This window comes from Pseudomonas sp. H3_D04 (assembly GCF_054669175.1).
Genome location: NZ_CP162801.1, coordinates 527,501 through 541,816, shown reverse-complemented (window position 1 = coordinate 541,816; position 14,316 = coordinate 527,501). Strand labels below are relative to the sequence as shown.

17 protein-coding genes are annotated in these 14,316 nt (G+C 59.2%); 1 reads left to right on the top strand and 16 read right to left on the bottom strand.

Annotated features, from left to right (window positions below; translation table 11 throughout):
* Positions 1-10: 10 nt before the first annotated feature.
* The 16 genes from hisS to trmJ all read right to left on the bottom strand — a co-directional run bounded on the left by hisS (position 11) and on the right by trmJ (position 13,302).
* Positions 11-1,300 (bottom strand): histidine--tRNA ligase, encoded by a 1,290-nt coding sequence (gene hisS, locus AB4N91_RS02695; RefSeq protein WP_010457847.1) that lies wholly within the window; start codon positions 1,298-1,300, stop codon positions 11-13.
* A 23-nt stretch (positions 1,301-1,323) separates the two neighbouring features.
* Positions 1,324-2,433, bottom strand: a complete 1,110-nt coding sequence (ispG, locus tag AB4N91_RS02690) for a flavodoxin-dependent (E)-4-hydroxy-3-methylbut-2-enyl-diphosphate synthase (protein ID WP_010457850.1) — start codon at positions 2,431-2,433, stop codon at positions 1,324-1,326.
* A gap of 3 nt (positions 2,434-2,436) precedes the next feature.
* Complete coding sequence (locus AB4N91_RS02685; protein WP_154501594.1) at positions 2,437-3,480, bottom strand: RodZ domain-containing protein; 1,044 nt, start codon at positions 3,478-3,480, stop codon at positions 2,437-2,439.
* Positions 3,480-4,238 (bottom strand): type IV pilus biogenesis/stability protein PilW, encoded by a 759-nt coding sequence (gene pilW, locus AB4N91_RS02680; protein WP_010457854.1) that lies wholly within the window; start codon positions 4,236-4,238, stop codon positions 3,480-3,482. Before pilW ends, AB4N91_RS02685 begins: the two co-directional genes overlap by 1 nt.
* Before the next feature lie 17 nt (positions 4,239-4,255).
* Positions 4,256-5,398, bottom strand: a complete 1,143-nt coding sequence (gene rlmN, locus AB4N91_RS02675) for a dual-specificity RNA methyltransferase RlmN (RefSeq protein WP_010457857.1) — start codon at positions 5,396-5,398, stop codon at positions 4,256-4,258.
* A gap of 28 nt (positions 5,399-5,426) precedes the next feature.
* Positions 5,427-5,852, bottom strand: coding sequence for a nucleoside-diphosphate kinase (gene ndk / locus AB4N91_RS02670; protein WP_010457859.1), 426 nt, complete (start codon positions 5,850-5,852; stop codon positions 5,427-5,429).
* 92 nt (positions 5,853-5,944) lie between these two features.
* Positions 5,945-6,145, bottom strand: a complete 201-nt coding sequence (gene iscX / locus AB4N91_RS02665; protein ID WP_047538086.1) for a Fe-S cluster assembly protein IscX — start codon at positions 6,143-6,145, stop codon at positions 5,945-5,947.
* A 14-nt stretch (positions 6,146-6,159) separates the two neighbouring features.
* Positions 6,160-6,501 (bottom strand): ISC system 2Fe-2S type ferredoxin, encoded by a 342-nt coding sequence (fdx, locus tag AB4N91_RS02660; RefSeq protein ID WP_010457863.1) that lies wholly within the window; start codon positions 6,499-6,501, stop codon positions 6,160-6,162.
* Positions 6,502-6,503: 2 nt separating this feature from the next.
* Positions 6,504-8,366, bottom strand: a complete 1,863-nt coding sequence (gene hscA / locus AB4N91_RS02655) for a Fe-S protein assembly chaperone HscA (protein ID WP_083375808.1) — start codon at positions 8,364-8,366, stop codon at positions 6,504-6,506.
* 51 nt (positions 8,367-8,417) lie between these two features.
* A complete protein-coding gene (gene hscB, locus AB4N91_RS02650; protein WP_010457866.1) occupies positions 8,418-8,939 on the bottom strand; it encodes a co-chaperone HscB in 522 nt (173 codons plus the stop codon).
* Between the two features lie 8 nt (positions 8,940-8,947).
* Entirely contained in the window at positions 8,948-9,271 is a 324-nt protein-coding gene (gene iscA / locus AB4N91_RS02645; protein ID WP_007903589.1) for an iron-sulfur cluster assembly protein IscA, read from the bottom strand.
* A 28-nt stretch (positions 9,272-9,299) separates the two neighbouring features.
* Positions 9,300-9,686, bottom strand: coding sequence for a Fe-S cluster assembly scaffold IscU (iscU, locus tag AB4N91_RS02640; protein WP_003443374.1), 387 nt, complete (start codon positions 9,684-9,686; stop codon positions 9,300-9,302).
* Between the two features lie 84 nt (positions 9,687-9,770).
* A complete protein-coding gene (locus AB4N91_RS02635) occupies positions 9,771-10,985 on the bottom strand; it encodes an IscS subfamily cysteine desulfurase (protein ID WP_010457878.1) in 1,215 nt (404 codons plus the stop codon).
* Between the two features lie 50 nt (positions 10,986-11,035).
* Positions 11,036-11,527 (bottom strand): Fe-S cluster assembly transcriptional regulator IscR, encoded by a 492-nt coding sequence (iscR, locus tag AB4N91_RS02630; RefSeq protein ID WP_007903581.1) that lies wholly within the window; start codon positions 11,525-11,527, stop codon positions 11,036-11,038.
* 225 nt (positions 11,528-11,752) lie between these two features.
* The gene (gene cysE / locus AB4N91_RS02625; protein ID WP_010457882.1) at positions 11,753-12,529 is read right to left on the bottom strand and encodes a serine O-acetyltransferase; all 777 of its coding nucleotides are present in this window, start codon (positions 12,527-12,529) and stop codon (positions 11,753-11,755) included.
* 2 nt (positions 12,530-12,531) lie between these two features.
* Entirely contained in the window at positions 12,532-13,302 is a 771-nt protein-coding gene (gene trmJ, locus AB4N91_RS02620) for a tRNA (cytosine(32)/uridine(32)-2'-O)-methyltransferase TrmJ (RefSeq protein WP_010457884.1), read from the bottom strand.
* A 145-nt stretch (positions 13,303-13,447) separates the two neighbouring features.
* On the opposite strand from trmJ, the gene suhB reads away from it, so the two are divergent.
* Positions 13,448-14,266: a type III secretion system regulator SuhB gene (gene suhB / locus AB4N91_RS02615; protein ID WP_008053258.1), complete on the top strand. Its 819-nt coding sequence runs from the start codon at positions 13,448-13,450 to the stop codon at positions 14,264-14,266.
* The last annotated feature ends 50 nt before the right edge of the window (positions 14,267-14,316 follow it).

Below are 14,316 nucleotides of genomic sequence, written 5' to 3'. Positions count from 1 at the left end.
TATGACAGCTTCAACCCTGCACGACGCAGGTGGCCAGGTGTGCAGCAAGCGCATCCCAGGCAATGCTTTGTTGTTCGCCCTGGCCACGCAGGGGTTTGAAACCTACCACTTGCTGGGCCATTTCGTCGTCACCGAGGATCAGCGCATACAGCGCGCCGCTCTTGTCGGCCTTCTTGAACTGGCTTTTGAAGCTGCCCGCGCCGGCATTGACTTGCAGGCGCAGGTTGGGCAATTGATCACGTACACGTTCACTCAGGGCCAGACCGGCCAGCTCGGCGGCTTCTCCGAAGGCGCAGAGGTAAACGTCGACCTGACGGGAGATCTCTTCCGGAATCTGTTCCAGGGTTTCAAGCAACAGCACCAGGCGCTCGATACCCATGGCGAAACCGACGCCCGGGGTTGGCTTGCCACCCATCTGCTCCACCAGACCGTCGTAACGACCACCGGCACACACGGTGCCCTGGGCGCCCAACTTGTCGGTGACCCATTCGAAAACGGTCTTGCTGTAGTAATCCAGTCCGCGAACCAGCTTCGGGTTGATCACGTAAGGAATGCCGGCGGTGTCCAGTCGAGCCTTCAGGCCCTCGAAGTGCACACGGGATTCTTCGTCCAGGTAGTCGGCCATTTTCGGCGCATCGACCAGCACGGCTTGCGTGTCGGCGTTCTTGGTATCGAGCACCCGCAAAGGGTTGGTTTTCAGACGGCGCTGGCTGTCTTCGTCCAGCTTGTCCAGGCGGGACGAGAGGAACTCGACCAGCGCTTCGCGATAACGAGCACGGGACTCGGCGGTGCCCAGGCTGTTGAGCTCAAGCTTGACCGCATCACGGATGCCCAGCTCGCCCCACAGGCGCCAGGTCAGCACGATCAGCTCGGCGTCGATGTCCGGACCGTCGAGGTTGAAGACCTCGCAACCGATCTGGTGGAACTGGCGATAACGGCCTTTTTGCGGACGTTCGTGACGGAACATCGGGCCGATGTACCAGAGTTTCTGCACCTGACCACCGCCGGTGATGCCGTGCTCGAGCACAGCACGCACGCAGGCCGCCGTGCCTTCAGGGCGCAGGGTCAGGGAATCGCCGTTGCGGTCGTCGAAGGTGTACATCTCTTTTTCGACGATGTCGGTCACTTCACCAATGGAGCGCTTGAACAGCTCGGTGAACTCGACGATCGGCATGCGGATCTGCTTGTAACCGTAGTTATCCAGCAGACGCGAGACGGTGCCCTCGAAATGACGCCACAGCGGGGTCTGTTCGGGCAGGATGTCGTTCATGCCACGTATGGCTTGCAGAGACTTGCTCACTATAAATCCTTAAATTCGTTCGATCAGCCGCGGGCGATGACTGCCGCGTCGGCTTCGACCTTTTCGGCCGCTTTCTGGCGGATCAAGCGTTCAAGCTCATCCACCAGATTGTCATTCGTCAGTTTCTGCGACGGCTTGCCGTCGATGTAAATCAGGTTCGGCGTGCCGCCGGTCAAGCCGATATGGGCTTCCTTGGCTTCACCCGGCCCGTTGACCACGCAACCGATGACCGCGACATCCAGCGGCACCAGCAGATCTTCGAGGCGCCCTTCCAGCTCGTTCATGGTTTTGACCACATCGAAATTCTGCCGCGAGCAGCTCGGGCAGGCGATGAAGTTGATGCCACGGGAACGCAGGTGCAGGGACTTGAGAATGTCGTAGCCGACTTTCACTTCCTCGACCGGGTCGGCCGCCAACGAGATGCGAATAGTATCGCCAATCCCTTCGGCGAGCAGCATACCGAGGCCCACGGCGGATTTCACCGTGCCTGAGCGCAAACCACCGGCTTCGGTGATGCCCAGGTGCAGCGGCTGGACGATTTCCTTGGCCAGCAGGCGGTAGGCGGCGACGGCCATGAACACGTCGGAGGCCTTCACGCTGACCTTGAAGTCCTGGAAATTCAGGCGTTCAAGGTGCTCGACGTGACGCAGGGCAGACTCGACCAGCGCCGCCGGGGTCGGCTCGCCGTATTTCTTTTGCAGGTCTTTTTCCAGGGAACCGGCGTTGACGCCGATGCGGATCGGGATCCCGCGATCACGGGCGGCATCGACCACCGCGCGCACGCGGTCTTCACGACCGATGTTGCCCGGGTTGATCCGCAGGCAATCAACGCCCAGTTCGGCGACGCGCAGCGCAATCTTGTAGTCGAAGTGGATGTCGGCAACCAACGGCACCTTGACCAATTGCTTGATCTTGCCGAAGGCTTCGGCGGCGTCCATGTCCGGCACGGAAATCCGCACGATATCGACACCAGCGGCTTCCAGACGATTGATCTGGGCCACGGTGGCGGCCACGTCATTGGTGTCGCTGTTCGTCATGCTCTGAACAGCGATGGGCGCATCGCCGCCGACGGGCACGTTACCGACCCAGATCTTGCGGGATTCGCGACGTTTGATTGGAGATTCGCCGTGCATGACTTATTGACCCAACTTCAGGCGAGCAGTCTCGCCACTGGTGAACGGAGCGACATCAACCGCCTGCCCGTTGTAGCTGACCTGCGCGCCACGGGCGAAGCCCAGACGCACGGCAAACGGCGGCTTGCCGCTGACGGAAACACTTTCGCCTTTACGCTTCAGACCGCTCAACAGCACTTTGCCGGTGCCATCGGTCACTTGCGTCCAGCAATCGGCGGTGAACTGCAGTTGAACCTGACCTTGGCCGGCAACCGGAGCTGCCGGTGCTGCCGGTGCTGGAGCGGGGATGGTCGGCGTCACCGAAGCGCTTGCAGGCGGAGTTGATACAACAGGAGCCGTCGGAGCCGGCGCTACGGGAGTCGCGACAACCGGAGCGCTGCTGTGCGCCGGTGCAGCAGGCGCTGGGACAACGGGCGCAGTCGGCGCGGCGGCAGGCGCAGTGGCTTCAGTCCCGGCCGGTGCTTCAGTGGAATTCTCGGCTTGCGGCAACGCCAGCGCGGTTGCCCCGTCAACCTGACTTTCCGCGACGGCCTGGTCTTCCGGCTCGTCCAGCGGATGGATCTGGGTGGTGCCATCAGCACCTTCGACTTCGACGTGTTCCGGGCTCGGGGTGATCAGGTCCTTGGTGCGCTGGGAGGTTTGATCCTGCCACCAGACAAAACCACCGCCAATCACTGCGATCAGCAACAGCAGGCTGACAATGCGCAAAATAGTGTGGGAAACCCGAACCGGTTCTTCGATACGCCCCAGGCTGTGGACGTTGCTGCCCTGGGAGTCGGTGCCGGTGGATTGGTCGAACTGCTGGACCAGAACGGTCTGGTCCATGCCCAACAATTTGGCATACGCGCGAATATAACCGCGAGCAAAGGTGTGCCCCGGCAGCTTGTCGAAAGCGCCGGCTTCCAGATTACTCAAGGAATTAACGGTGAGGTTGAGCTTGAGGGCCACTTCAGCCAGCGACCAGCCATTGCTTTCGCGGGCCTGGCGCAAAGTCTCACCGGGGTTAACGCGATTCGCTGCTACAACTTCGGGATGCGCCGCTTTCATCATTGCTCCGACAGGTATTGCTGATATTCCGGCGTACCGGGATAGAGTCGTTTTAGTTGCAGGCCAAAACTGGCGGCCTTGTCGCGATCTTCAAACACTTTTGCCAGCCGAACGCCGAGCAATAGACTACGTGCATTTTGCTCGGTGAGCAGGCTAAAACGATCGTAATAGTCACGCGCGGGCACATAATGCCTGTCTTCGAAGGACAACTCAGCCATTTCCAGCAATGCACGCGGTTGTTGGCGGTTCAAACGCAGGGCTTTTTCCAGTTGCTGCTGGGCCAGATCACGCTGACCCAGCTTCGAAGCGGTCATGCCCAGGTTCTCGAACACCCGCGAACGCTCAGGATACAGGGTATCGGCGGCGGCCTGTTCAAAGCGCTCGTAAGCCTCTTTGTAACGTTTTTCTTCGAAAAGAAAGCTGCCGTAGTTGTTCAGGATTCGAGCATCGTCGGGGCGGGAAGACAGCGCCTTGCGAAAGTGCTGGTCTGCCAGTTCAGGTTCCATTTCAGCCTGAAACACCAACCCTAGCGCCGCATTGGCATCCGGGTCCGAGTCATCCAGATCCAAGGCTTTCTTCAACGGCACTTTCGCCCGTTCGGTCATGCCTTGCTGCAAGTATCCCAAGCCCAGTTGCACATAGGCAGCACGCGCTTCATCGCGACCTTTGCTGGTTTTCATCGGGTTGAAATCGCCCGACAGGACGCAACCAGCACACAGGCTGGCCAACAGCAAAAGCAGCGCAAAGCGCAGGGACATAGAGATCCTCTCTTGATTTATTCCGCAGCGTTTTGAGCCATATCGTTCTCGGCGTTCAACTCACGCACGGCGATATAACGTTCGCTGCGACGGGTGCGATCCAGCACCTGCCCTACCAATTGGCCACACGCGGCATCGATGTCTTCACCGCGGGTGGTGCGCACGGTGACATTGAAGCCGGCATGGTGAAGCTGATCCTGGAAACGGCGAATCGCGTTGTTGCTCGGGCGCTCGTAACCGGAATGCGGGAACGGGTTAAACGGAATCAGGTTGATCTTGCACGGGATGTTCTTGAGCAACTCGATCATCTCAACGGCATGTTCAACCTTGTCGTTGATGTCCTTGAGCAAGGTGTACTCGATGGTCAGCACGCGCTTTTCGCCCAGGGACGACATGTAGCGCTGGCACGACTCGAGCAGCATCTTAAGCGGATATTTCTTGTTGATCGGCACCAATTGGTTACGCAATGCGTCGTTTGGTGCGTGCAGCGACAACGCCAGGGAGACGTCAATGTGCTTGGACAGCTCATCGATCATCGGCACCACGCCCGAAGTGGACAGGGTCACGCGGCGCTTGGAGATCCCGTAGCCCAGGTCATCCATCATCAGATGCATGGCGGCCACTACGTTGTCGAAGTTCAGCAGCGGCTCACCCATGCCCATCATCACGACGTTGGTGATGGCACGGTCGGCGGTCGCCGGGATGCTGCCGAACGATTTATTGGCAATCCACACCTGGCCGATGACTTCAGCGGCGGTGAGGTTGCTGTTGAAACCTTGCTTGCCGGTGGAGCAGAAACTGCAATCCAGGGCACAGCCTGCCTGGGACGAAACGCACAAAGTGCCGCGCTTGCCCTGGGGAATGTAAACGGTCTCGACGCAGCTGCCGGACGCCACGCGCACTACCCATTTACGGGTACCGTCGGTGGAGATGTCCTCGCTGACGACTTCAGGACCGCGAACTTCGGCAATAGCCTTGAGCTTGTCGCGCAAGGCCTTGCTGACGTTCGTCATGGCGTCGAAATCATCGACGCCAAGGTGGTGAATCCATTTCATTACCTGACCGGCACGGAAACGCTTCTCCCCGATTGAGTCGAAGAATTTTTCCATTTCCAGCTGAGTCAGACCCAGCAGGTTGGTTTTTACAGTCGATGTAGTCATGGATTCACCTTCACTCATAAGCCAATGCTTAGCGAGTGGTTACTTCAGTAGCTGCGAAGAAGTACGAGATTTCGCGAGCAGCAGCGGCTTCGGAGTCCGAACCGTGTACAGCGTTGGCATCGATGGAGTCAGCGAAGTCAGCACGGATGGTGCCGGCAGCAGCTTCTTTAGGGTTGGTAGCGCCCATCAGCTCACGGTTCAGAGCGATAGCGTTTTCGCCTTCCAGAACCTGAACGACAACTGGACCGGAGATCATGAAAGCAACCAGGTCGCCGAAGAAACCACGAGCGCTGTGCTCAGCGTAGAAGCCTTCAGCTTCGGCTTTGGACAGTTGCTTCATTTTCGAAGCTACAACCTTCAGGCCGGCTTTTTCGAAACGAGTGGTGATCTCGCCGATGACGTTTTTTGCAACAGCGTCAGGCTTGATGATGGAGAAAGTACGTTGAACAGCCATGGTGTAACTCCAGAAACGGTAATTTGCGAAAAATTAAACCCGCGAATTATACGCGGGTTCTTTGGTATTGCCTAACTGCATACGGCGCAGACTCAGTCTGCTTCTTCGATCCAGGCGGCCTGAATGGCTTCAAGTACCTTCTCGCCACCGCGGGTCGGATCATCACTGAACTCCGGCAATGCCAACACCCATTTGTGCAGATCGACGAAGTTCACATAACGCGGATCCACTTCCGGCCGGGATTCAGCCAGCTGGATCGCGATTTCCAGCACATCAACCCATTTCAGACTCATGACGTTTCCTTGAATCAGTGCGGCGCTTCGGCCGCATGGTTGAGCGAGTACTTCGGAATTTCGACGGTCAGGTCTTCAGTCCCGACTTTTGCCTGACAGGCCAAGCGTGAGTGGGGCTCCAGCCCCCAAGCCTTATCAAGATAGTCTTCTTCCAGCTCATCGGCCTCTTCCAGCGAGTCAAAGCCCTCGCGAATCAGGCAATGGCAGGTGGTGCAGGCGCAGACGCCGCCGCAAGCGCTTTCCATCTCGATATGGTGTTCGTGAGCCAGTTCGAGGATGGAGATGCCGGGTTCAGCCTCCACAACCATGCCGTCCGGGCAAAACTTCTCGTGTGGCAGAAAAATGACCTGCGGCATCGTTATTCCTCAATCTCATTCAGGTTGCGCCCCGCCAGCGCGGCTTTCACCGTTGAGTCCAGGCGGCGGGCAGCAAAAGCGTCGGTCACTTGCGACAGACGCTTGGTCTGCTGCTCGATGGCGAAACCATCGGTACCTTTCATCAGTTCGGTCAGTTCCTGCATCTGCAACTCGATGACCATGCGCTCTTCGGCGTCGAGCAAGCGCTCACCGTCGACATCAAGGGCAGCCTGCACCGCTTCGATCAGGCGCTGGGCGTCGACCTGCTGCTCACGCAACACACGGGCGACCTTGTCGTCGTTGGCGTGCTGGAACGATTCCTTGAGCATTTTGGCGATTTCGCCGTCGGTCAGACCGTAGGACGGCTTGACCTGAATGCTGGCCTCGACGCCTGAACCCAACTCGCGAGCGGAGACACTGAGCAGACCGTCGGCATCGACCTGGAACGTCACGCGGATTTTCGCGGCACCGGCGACCATGGCCGGAATGCCGCGCAATTCGAAGCGTGCCAGGGAACGGCAGTCGCTGATCAGCTCACGCTCGCCTTGCAGCACGTGAATCGCCATGGCCGACTGGCCGTCTTTGTAAGTCGTGAAGTCCTGGGCGCGGGCAACGGGGATGGTGGTGTTGCGTGGAATCACCTTCTCCATCAGGCCGCCCATGGTTTCCAAACCCAGGGACAACGGAATGACGTCGAGCAAGAGCAATTCGCCGCCATCGCGCTTGTTGCCAGCCAACGTATCGGCCTGGATCGCAGCCCCAATGGCCACCACTTGATCCGGATCGATTTCAGTCAGCGGCTGGCGACCAAAGGCTTCAGCGACGGCTTCACGAACGCGAGGCACGCGCGTCGAGCCGCCGACCATGACCACAGCGTGCACTTCGTCCAGCTCGATGCCGGAATCACGCACCGCGCGGCGGCAGGCTTTCAGGCTGCGGGCGACCATTGGCTCGATCAGCGCATCGAAGGCTTCGCGGGTCAGTTGCGCTTTCCAGTCGCCGTAAGCGACTTCAACCGTCGAGGCATTGGTCAGGGCTTCTTTGGCCGCACAAGCGGTTTGCAGCAGATGGCGCTGAGCACCCGGGTCGAGGTCGGCGGACAAGCCGGCGCTCTCGATGATCCAGCCAGCGATGGCGTGGTCAAAGTCATCGCCACCCAAGGCGCTATCGCCACCGGTAGCGAGGACTTCGAATACACCGCCCGTCAGGCGCAGGATCGAAATATCAAACGTACCGCCACCCAGGTCGTAAATCGCGACCAGGCCTTCGGCATGCTGATCCAGACCGTAAGCCACTGCGGCTGCGGTCGGTTCATTGAGCAAACGCAGCACGTTCAGACCGGCCAGCTTGGCCGCATCCTTGGTCGCTTGACGCTGAGCATCATCGAAATAGGCCGGAACGGTGATCACCGCGCCCACCAACTCGCCGCCCAATGCCGCTTCAGCACGCTGACGCAGCACCTTGAGGATATCGGCGGAGACTTCGACCGGGCTTTTCGGCCCCTGAATCGTGTCGATGAACGGCATGTGCGACTCGCCACCGACAAAGCGGTACGGCAGTTGGTCGCCCAATTGCTTGACGTCGGACAGACCACGACCCATCAAGCGCTTGACCGACAGCACGGTGTTCAAAGGATCGGTAGCGGCCGCCAGCTTGGCGGACTCGCCGACTTCGACGCGATCGGCGTGGTAGCGCACGGCGGACGGCAAGATGACCTGCCCTTCGGCGTCGGCCAGAGGCTCGGAAAGACCACTGCGCAACGCAGCGACCAGCGAATTGGTAGTGCCCAAGTCGATCCCCACAGCCAGACGACGCTGGTGCGGTTGAGGACTTTGGCCGGGTTCGGCGATCTGCAGTAGGGCCATCGTTATCAGGACTTATCTGTATATCAGGCGTGCGACCGGAGCGGCACTGGGTTAATCGTCGAGGCGCTCTTCTAACTGGCGCACTTCGTAGGTGAGCTTGTCGAGGAACTGCATGCGCCGCATCAGGCGTTCGGCCTGTTCACGTTGCGCTGCATCATCCCAACAGGCTGCGAAGCTTTCGTTCAGTTCATCCTGAGCCGTCTTCAGGCGACGCTTGAACACTGCAACACCCGCCAGGTCGGCGCTGTCTTGCAGGTCTTCGAGCTCTTCACGCAATTCCATCTGCTGCAGAAGGAATTCCGGATCATGCACCGTGACCTCCAGCGGCAGCTCGCCTCCATTCAAAGCGAGCAGGTATCGCGCGCGCTTTGGGGGACTTTTGAGCGTCTGATAGGCCTCGTTGAGGCTCGCGGATTGCTCCAGCGCCAGCCGCTGCTCGCGCTCGGAAGCGTCTGCAAAGCGGTCCGGATGAACACCGCGCGCCAACTCACGATAGCGCGTGGCCAACTGATCGAGATCCAGACGGAAGCTCGGCTGCAGTTCAAATAAAGCGAAATGACAAGGAGTACCCACGAGCAGCCTCAGATGTTGAAGCTTTCGCCGCAGCCACATTCACCGCGCACGTTGGGGTTGTTGAACTTGAAGCCTTCGTTCAACCCTTCCTTGACGAAATCGAGTTCGGTGCCGTCCAGGTAGGCCAGGCTTTTCGGGTCGATGATCACTTTCTCGCCGTGACTTTCGAACACCTGATCCTCTGCAACCACCTCGTCGACAAACTCCAGCACGTAGGCAAGGCCGGAACAACCTGTGGTGCGAACACCCAGGCGAATCCCCTCACCTTTGCCGCGCCCGTTAAGGGAGCGTCGCACGTGTTGAGCAGCCGCTTCTGTCATGCTGATAGCCATCGTTGACTCCTTACTCGTCGCTTAATGCTTAGATCAAGCCTTTCTTCTGCTTGTAGTCGCGAACGGCCGCTTTGATAGCGTCTTCAGCGAGTACGGAGCAGTGAATTTTTACCGGCGGCAGTGCCAGTTCTTCGGCCAGCTGAGTGTTCTTGATGGTCTCTGCTTCATCCAGAGTCTTGCCTTTCATCCACTCGGTCGCCAGGGAGCTGGAGGCGATCGCCGAACCGCAACCATAAGTCTTGAACTTGGCATCTTCGATGATGCCTTGCTCGTTGACCTTGATCTGCAGGCGCATCACGTCGCCGCACGCCGGAGCGCCGACCATGCCGGTGCCGACATCAGGGTCTTCCGCGTCCATCTTGCCGACGTTGCGCGGGTTTTCGTAGTGGTCGATGACCTTTTCGCTGTAAGCCATGATTCTTAATCCTCACTCATCAGAGAGTCGCTCTTGAGCCCTGAAAACCTTGGTTTTGCAGGGCCGGTTTGCGGCGACTTGAAATCAGTGTGCCGCCCACTCGATTTTCGAAATGTCGACACCGTCTTTGTACATGTCCCACAGCGGCGACAGGGTGCGCAGCTTGGTAACGGCCTCGCAGACTTTCTGCGCGGCGTAGTCGATTTCTTCTTCGGTGGTGAAACGGCCGAAGGTGAAACGGATCGAGCTATGGGCCAGTTCGTCGTTGCGGCCCAGGGCGCGCAGTACATACGAAGGCTCAAGCGATGCCGAGGTGCAGGCCGAACCGGACGAAACCGCCAGATCCTTGAGCGCCATGATCAGCGACTCGCCTTCAACGTAGTTGAAGCTCAGGTTCAGGTTGTGCGGTACGCGGGCGGTCATGCTGCCGTTGATGTACAGCTCTTCCAGGCCTTCGACCTGCTTGAAGAAACGGTCGCTCAGGGCTTTGATACGGATGTTCTCGGCCGCCATGTCTTCTTTGGCTACGCGGAACGCTTCACCCATGCCGACGATCTGGTGGGTCGCCAGGGTGCCGGAACGCATGCCACGCTCGTGACCGCCGCCGTGCATGGTCGCTTCGATGCGAACACGCGGCTTGCGGCTGACGTACAGCGCGCCGATGCCTTTAGGGCCGTAGGTTTTGTGGGCAGAGAACGACATCAGGTCGACTTTCAGCTTCTGCAAGTCAATCTCGACCTTGCCAGTGGACTGAGCGGCGTCGACGTGGAACAGAATTCCCTTGGAGCGGGTCAGTTCGCCGATGGCTGCGATGTCGTTGATGGTGCCGATTTCGTTGTTCACGTGCATGACCGAGACCAGGATGGTGTCGTCGCGCAGGGCGGCTTCGATCATCGCTGGCGTAACCAGGCCGTCAGTCTGAGGCTCGAGGTAGGTCACTTCGAAACCTTCACGCTCCAGTTGGCGCATGGTGTCGAGGACAGCCTTGTGCTCAATCTTGGTGGTGATCAGGTGTTTGCCTTTGGTCGCATAGAAATGCGCCGCACCCTTGATTGCCAGGTTGTCGGACTCGGTGGCACCGGAGGTCCAGACGATTTCACGCGGGTCGGCGTTAACCAGGTCAGCGACCTGACGACGAGCGTTTTCGACGGACTCTTCAGCTTTCCAGCCGAACACGTGGGAACGGGACGCCGGGTTACCGAAGTTTCCGTCGACCAGCAGGCATTCACTCATCTTTTGCGCAACACGCGGATCAACCGGGGTGGTCGCAGAGTAATCAAGGTAAATCGGCAATTTCATGGACTATCTCCTAATCAGGCTGGCTGGCGTACCGCTTTGCTCTCTGGCTGTCATTCGACGGCGGACGCTTCAATCTTGTCCAGGCGTGGCGCCTTGCTGTTGCAACGGCGCTGGTCCTGACGCTGGGCTACTTCTTGCACCTCACGGCGAGTTACAAGGTCAGCCAAGCTGATACCGCTCAGAAATTCGTGAATCTGCAGGCTCAGATCGCACCACAAGTGGTGGGTCAGGCAGGTGTCGCCTTGATGGCAATCACCTTGGCCTTGGCATTTGGTTGCATCGACCGATTCGTTCACCGCATCGATCACCTGGGCGACCTGGATGCCCTGCATGTCGCGGGACAGTTGGTAGCCACCGCCCGGGCCACGAACGCTGGAGACCAGATTGCTGCGGCGCAATTTGGCGAAAAGCTGTTCGAGGTAGGACAGGGAGATGCCTTGGCGCTCGGAGATATCGGCCAGGGACACCGGCCCGTGCTGCGCGTGCAACGCCAGGTCGAGCATGGCGGTTACGGCGTATCGGCCTTTTGTAGTCAGTCGCATGGACAATTACCACGGAGTTCGGAATGGGGCGAGTATGCAATTCCCGAGTATTTAAGTCAACTATAAGACCTAGTACTTTAGTCAGGATTACCCGCAAAAGAGCGCGCGCATCATAGCAAAGGCTGGCCGCGTACAGCCAGCAGTACCGCGTTATCGTTCTTCGCGGGCAAGTCTCGCTCCTACAGGGGTCGCGCCGAGGCTTGCCCGCGAAGGGGTCGGCGCGGTTTAGCTGGCCTGACTCTGATCCTTGTCCTTCACACAGGCAAAGTCTTCTTCGCGCAACTCAGGCAGATCTTTCGCACAGTAATTACTGCCCAGGTCCTTCAACGCTCCGCACATCCCCTCCAGACGGCCATCGACTGCCTGCAGGTGATCGAGCAATTGGTTGATAGCCCGCGCCACCGGGTCAGGCATGTCTTCGCCAACACCGTAGGCATCGAAACCGATCTTCTCGGCCATGGCCTTGCGCTTGGCGTCCTGCTCTTCATCAGACTTGACGATGATCCGCCCCGGAATCCCGACCACCGTGGCCCCGGCCGGAACCGCCTTGGTCACGACGGCGTTGGAACCGACCTTGGCACCCGCGCCCACCGTGAACGGACCGAGCACCTTGGCGCCCGCCCCGACCACCACGCCATCTTCCAGCGTCGGGTGACGCTTGCCCTTGTTCCAGCTGGTGCCACCCAACGTCACGCCCTGATAAAGGGTGACATCGTTGCCGATCTCGGCGGTCTCGCCAATGACGATGCCCATGCCATGGTCAATAAAGAAGCGACGACCGACCTTGGCGCCGGGATGAATCTCGATCCCGGTCAGCCAGCGACCGAAGTTAGAGACAACCCGCGCCAGCCACTTCCAACCCATACCCCACAGGGCCGATGACAGGCGATGGATCCAGATGGCGTGCATGCCGGGGTAGCAGGTCAGGACTTCAAAGGCGTTGCGCGCTGCCGGGTCACGATGGAAAACACTCTGGATATCTTCACGCAAACGCTCGAACATTTTTAATCCTTCCGCTTTAGAAGCTCGCCACGGGCCGCTTTCTGGGTTTCCGTGAGGATGCCACGCAATATATTCATTTCCGCCCGGCTGACCGAGCTGCGACCGTACAACCGGCGCAGGCGCGCCATCAAGTGCCGTGGTTTTTCCGGATCGAGGAATTCGATGGCCACCAGGGTTTGCTCCAGGTGCTCATAGAATCGCTCCAGCTCATCCATGGTCGCCAGCTCACCACTTTTGGTGGACGCCACCTCATCCTTCTCGACCTTGCTCGGCTGGCCTTGGGCCGCGAGCCAGGACATGCGCACTTCATAACTCAACACCTGCACCGCTGCCCCAAGGTTCAGCGAACTGAACTCAGGGTCTGATGGGATGTGCACGTGATAATGACATCGCTGCAGCTCTTCATTGGTCAGGCCGGAATCTTCACGACCAAAGACCAAGGCAATCTCGGCACCCGATGCCGCTTCCTCGACCACCTTCACACCGCATTCGCGGGGATCGAGCAACGGCCAGGGGATGCGACGGTCACGGGCGCTGGTGCCAAGCACCAGATTGCAGCCGACCAAGGCATCTTCCAAGGTGGCGACGACTTGCGCGTTTTCAAGGATGTCCCCGGCGCCGGAAGCACGGGCATCGGCCTCGTGATGCGGGAACAACCGCGGTTCGACCAGCACCAGCCGCGACAGGCCCATGTTCTTCATGGCACGCGCAGCCCCGCCGATGTTGCCGGGGTGGCTGGTATTGACCAGGACGACACGAATGTTATGCAGCACGGGAGGCGTTCTCGAACACAAATTTGGGAGCAGAATCTTACAGTTGATCCTACCGTTAAGCTATGAAAGCGAACACCAACCTTCACCTGTAGAAAAGTTCTGATAGAATGCCCGGCTTTCTTTAACAACCTTAGGTGACACATCCATGCAGCCCATGCTGAATATCGCGCTGCGCGCCGCCCGCAGCGCCAGTGAATTGATCTTCCGCTCCATCGAGCGCCTGGATACCATCAAGGTCGACGAAAAAGACGCCAAGGATTATGTATCCGAGGTGGATCGCGCCGCCGAACAGAAAATCATCGACGCGCTGCGCAAGGCCTACCCGAATCACTCGATCCTGGGTGAAGAAACCGGCATGCACGCCGGCACCGGGATCGAAGGCGAAGAATACCTGTGGATCATCGATCCGCTGGACGGCACCACCAACTTCCTGCGCGGCATTCCTCACTTCGCTGTCAGCATCGCCTGCAAATACCGCGGTCGCCTGGAACACGCTGTTGTTCTGGACCCGGTTCGCCAGGAAGAATTCACCGCCAGCCGTGGTCGAGGCGCTCAACTGAACGGTCGTCGCCTGCGCGTCAGCGGTCGCACCAGCCTGGACGGCGCCCTGCTGGGTACCGGCTTCCCGTTCCGTGACGACCAGATGGACAACCTCGACAACTACCTGGGCATGTTCCGCGCCCTGGTAGGCCAGACCGCCGGCATCCGCCGCGCAGGTTCGGCGAGCCTGGACCTGGCCTACGTGGCCGCCGGTCGTTTTGACGCCTTCTGGGAGTCGGGCCTGTCCGAGTGGGACATGGCGGCAGGCGCCCTGCTGATCCAGGAAGCCGGCGGCTTGGTGAGCGACTTCACCGGTGGCCACGACTTCCTTGAGAAAGGCCATGTCGTTGCAGGCAACACCAAGTGCTTCAAGGCAGTATTGACGGCGATCCAGCCGCACCTGCCGGCCTCGCTGAAACGCTAAGCGAACGCCCTCAAAAAAGCACCCTTCGGGGTGCTTTTTTTATGCCTGGA

What these genes read in the sequence shown, in the direction of transcription:
- iscA (WP_007903589.1), bottom strand. Translation starts at nt 9,271, where the DNA reads ATGGCTATCAGCATGACAGAAGCGGCTGCTCAACACGTGCGACGCTCC.
- ndk (WP_010457859.1), bottom strand. Translation starts at nt 5,852, where the DNA reads ATGGCTGTTCAACGTACTTTCTCCATCATCAAGCCTGACGCTGTTGCA.
- iscU (WP_003443374.1), bottom strand. Translation starts at nt 9,686, where the DNA reads ATGGCTTACAGCGAAAAGGTCATCGACCACTACGAAAACCCGCGCAAC.
- cysE (WP_010457882.1), bottom strand. Translation starts at nt 12,529, where the DNA reads ATGTTCGAGCGTTTGCGTGAAGATATCCAGAGTGTTTTCCATCGTGAC.
- pilW (WP_010457854.1), bottom strand. Translation starts at nt 4,238, where the DNA reads ATGTCCCTGCGCTTTGCGCTGCTTTTGCTGTTGGCCAGCCTGTGTGCT.
- iscR (WP_007903581.1), bottom strand. Translation starts at nt 11,527, where the DNA reads ATGCGACTGACTACAAAAGGCCGATACGCCGTAACCGCCATGCTCGAC.
- fdx (WP_010457863.1), bottom strand. Translation starts at nt 6,501, where the DNA reads ATGCCGCAGGTCATTTTTCTGCCACACGAGAAGTTTTGCCCGGACGGC.
- hscA (WP_083375808.1), bottom strand. Translation starts at nt 8,366, where the DNA reads ATGGCCCTACTGCAGATCGCCGAACCCGGCCAAAGTCCTCAACCGCAC.
- iscX (WP_047538086.1), bottom strand. Translation starts at nt 6,145, where the DNA reads ATGAGTCTGAAATGGGTTGATGTGCTGGAAATCGCGATCCAGCTGGCT.
- ispG (WP_010457850.1), bottom strand. Translation starts at nt 2,433, where the DNA reads ATGCACGGCGAATCTCCAATCAAACGTCGCGAATCCCGCAAGATCTGG.
- rlmN (WP_010457857.1), bottom strand. Translation starts at nt 5,398, where the DNA reads ATGACTACATCGACTGTAAAAACCAACCTGCTGGGTCTGACTCAGCTG.
- AB4N91_RS02635 (WP_010457878.1), bottom strand. Translation starts at nt 10,985, where the DNA reads ATGAAATTGCCGATTTACCTTGATTACTCTGCGACCACCCCGGTTGAT.
- AB4N91_RS02685 (WP_154501594.1), bottom strand. Translation starts at nt 3,480, where the DNA reads ATGAAAGCGGCGCATCCCGAAGTTGTAGCAGCGAATCGCGTTAACCCC.
- suhB (WP_008053258.1), top strand. Translation starts at nt 13,448, where the DNA reads ATGCAGCCCATGCTGAATATCGCGCTGCGCGCCGCCCGCAGCGCCAGT.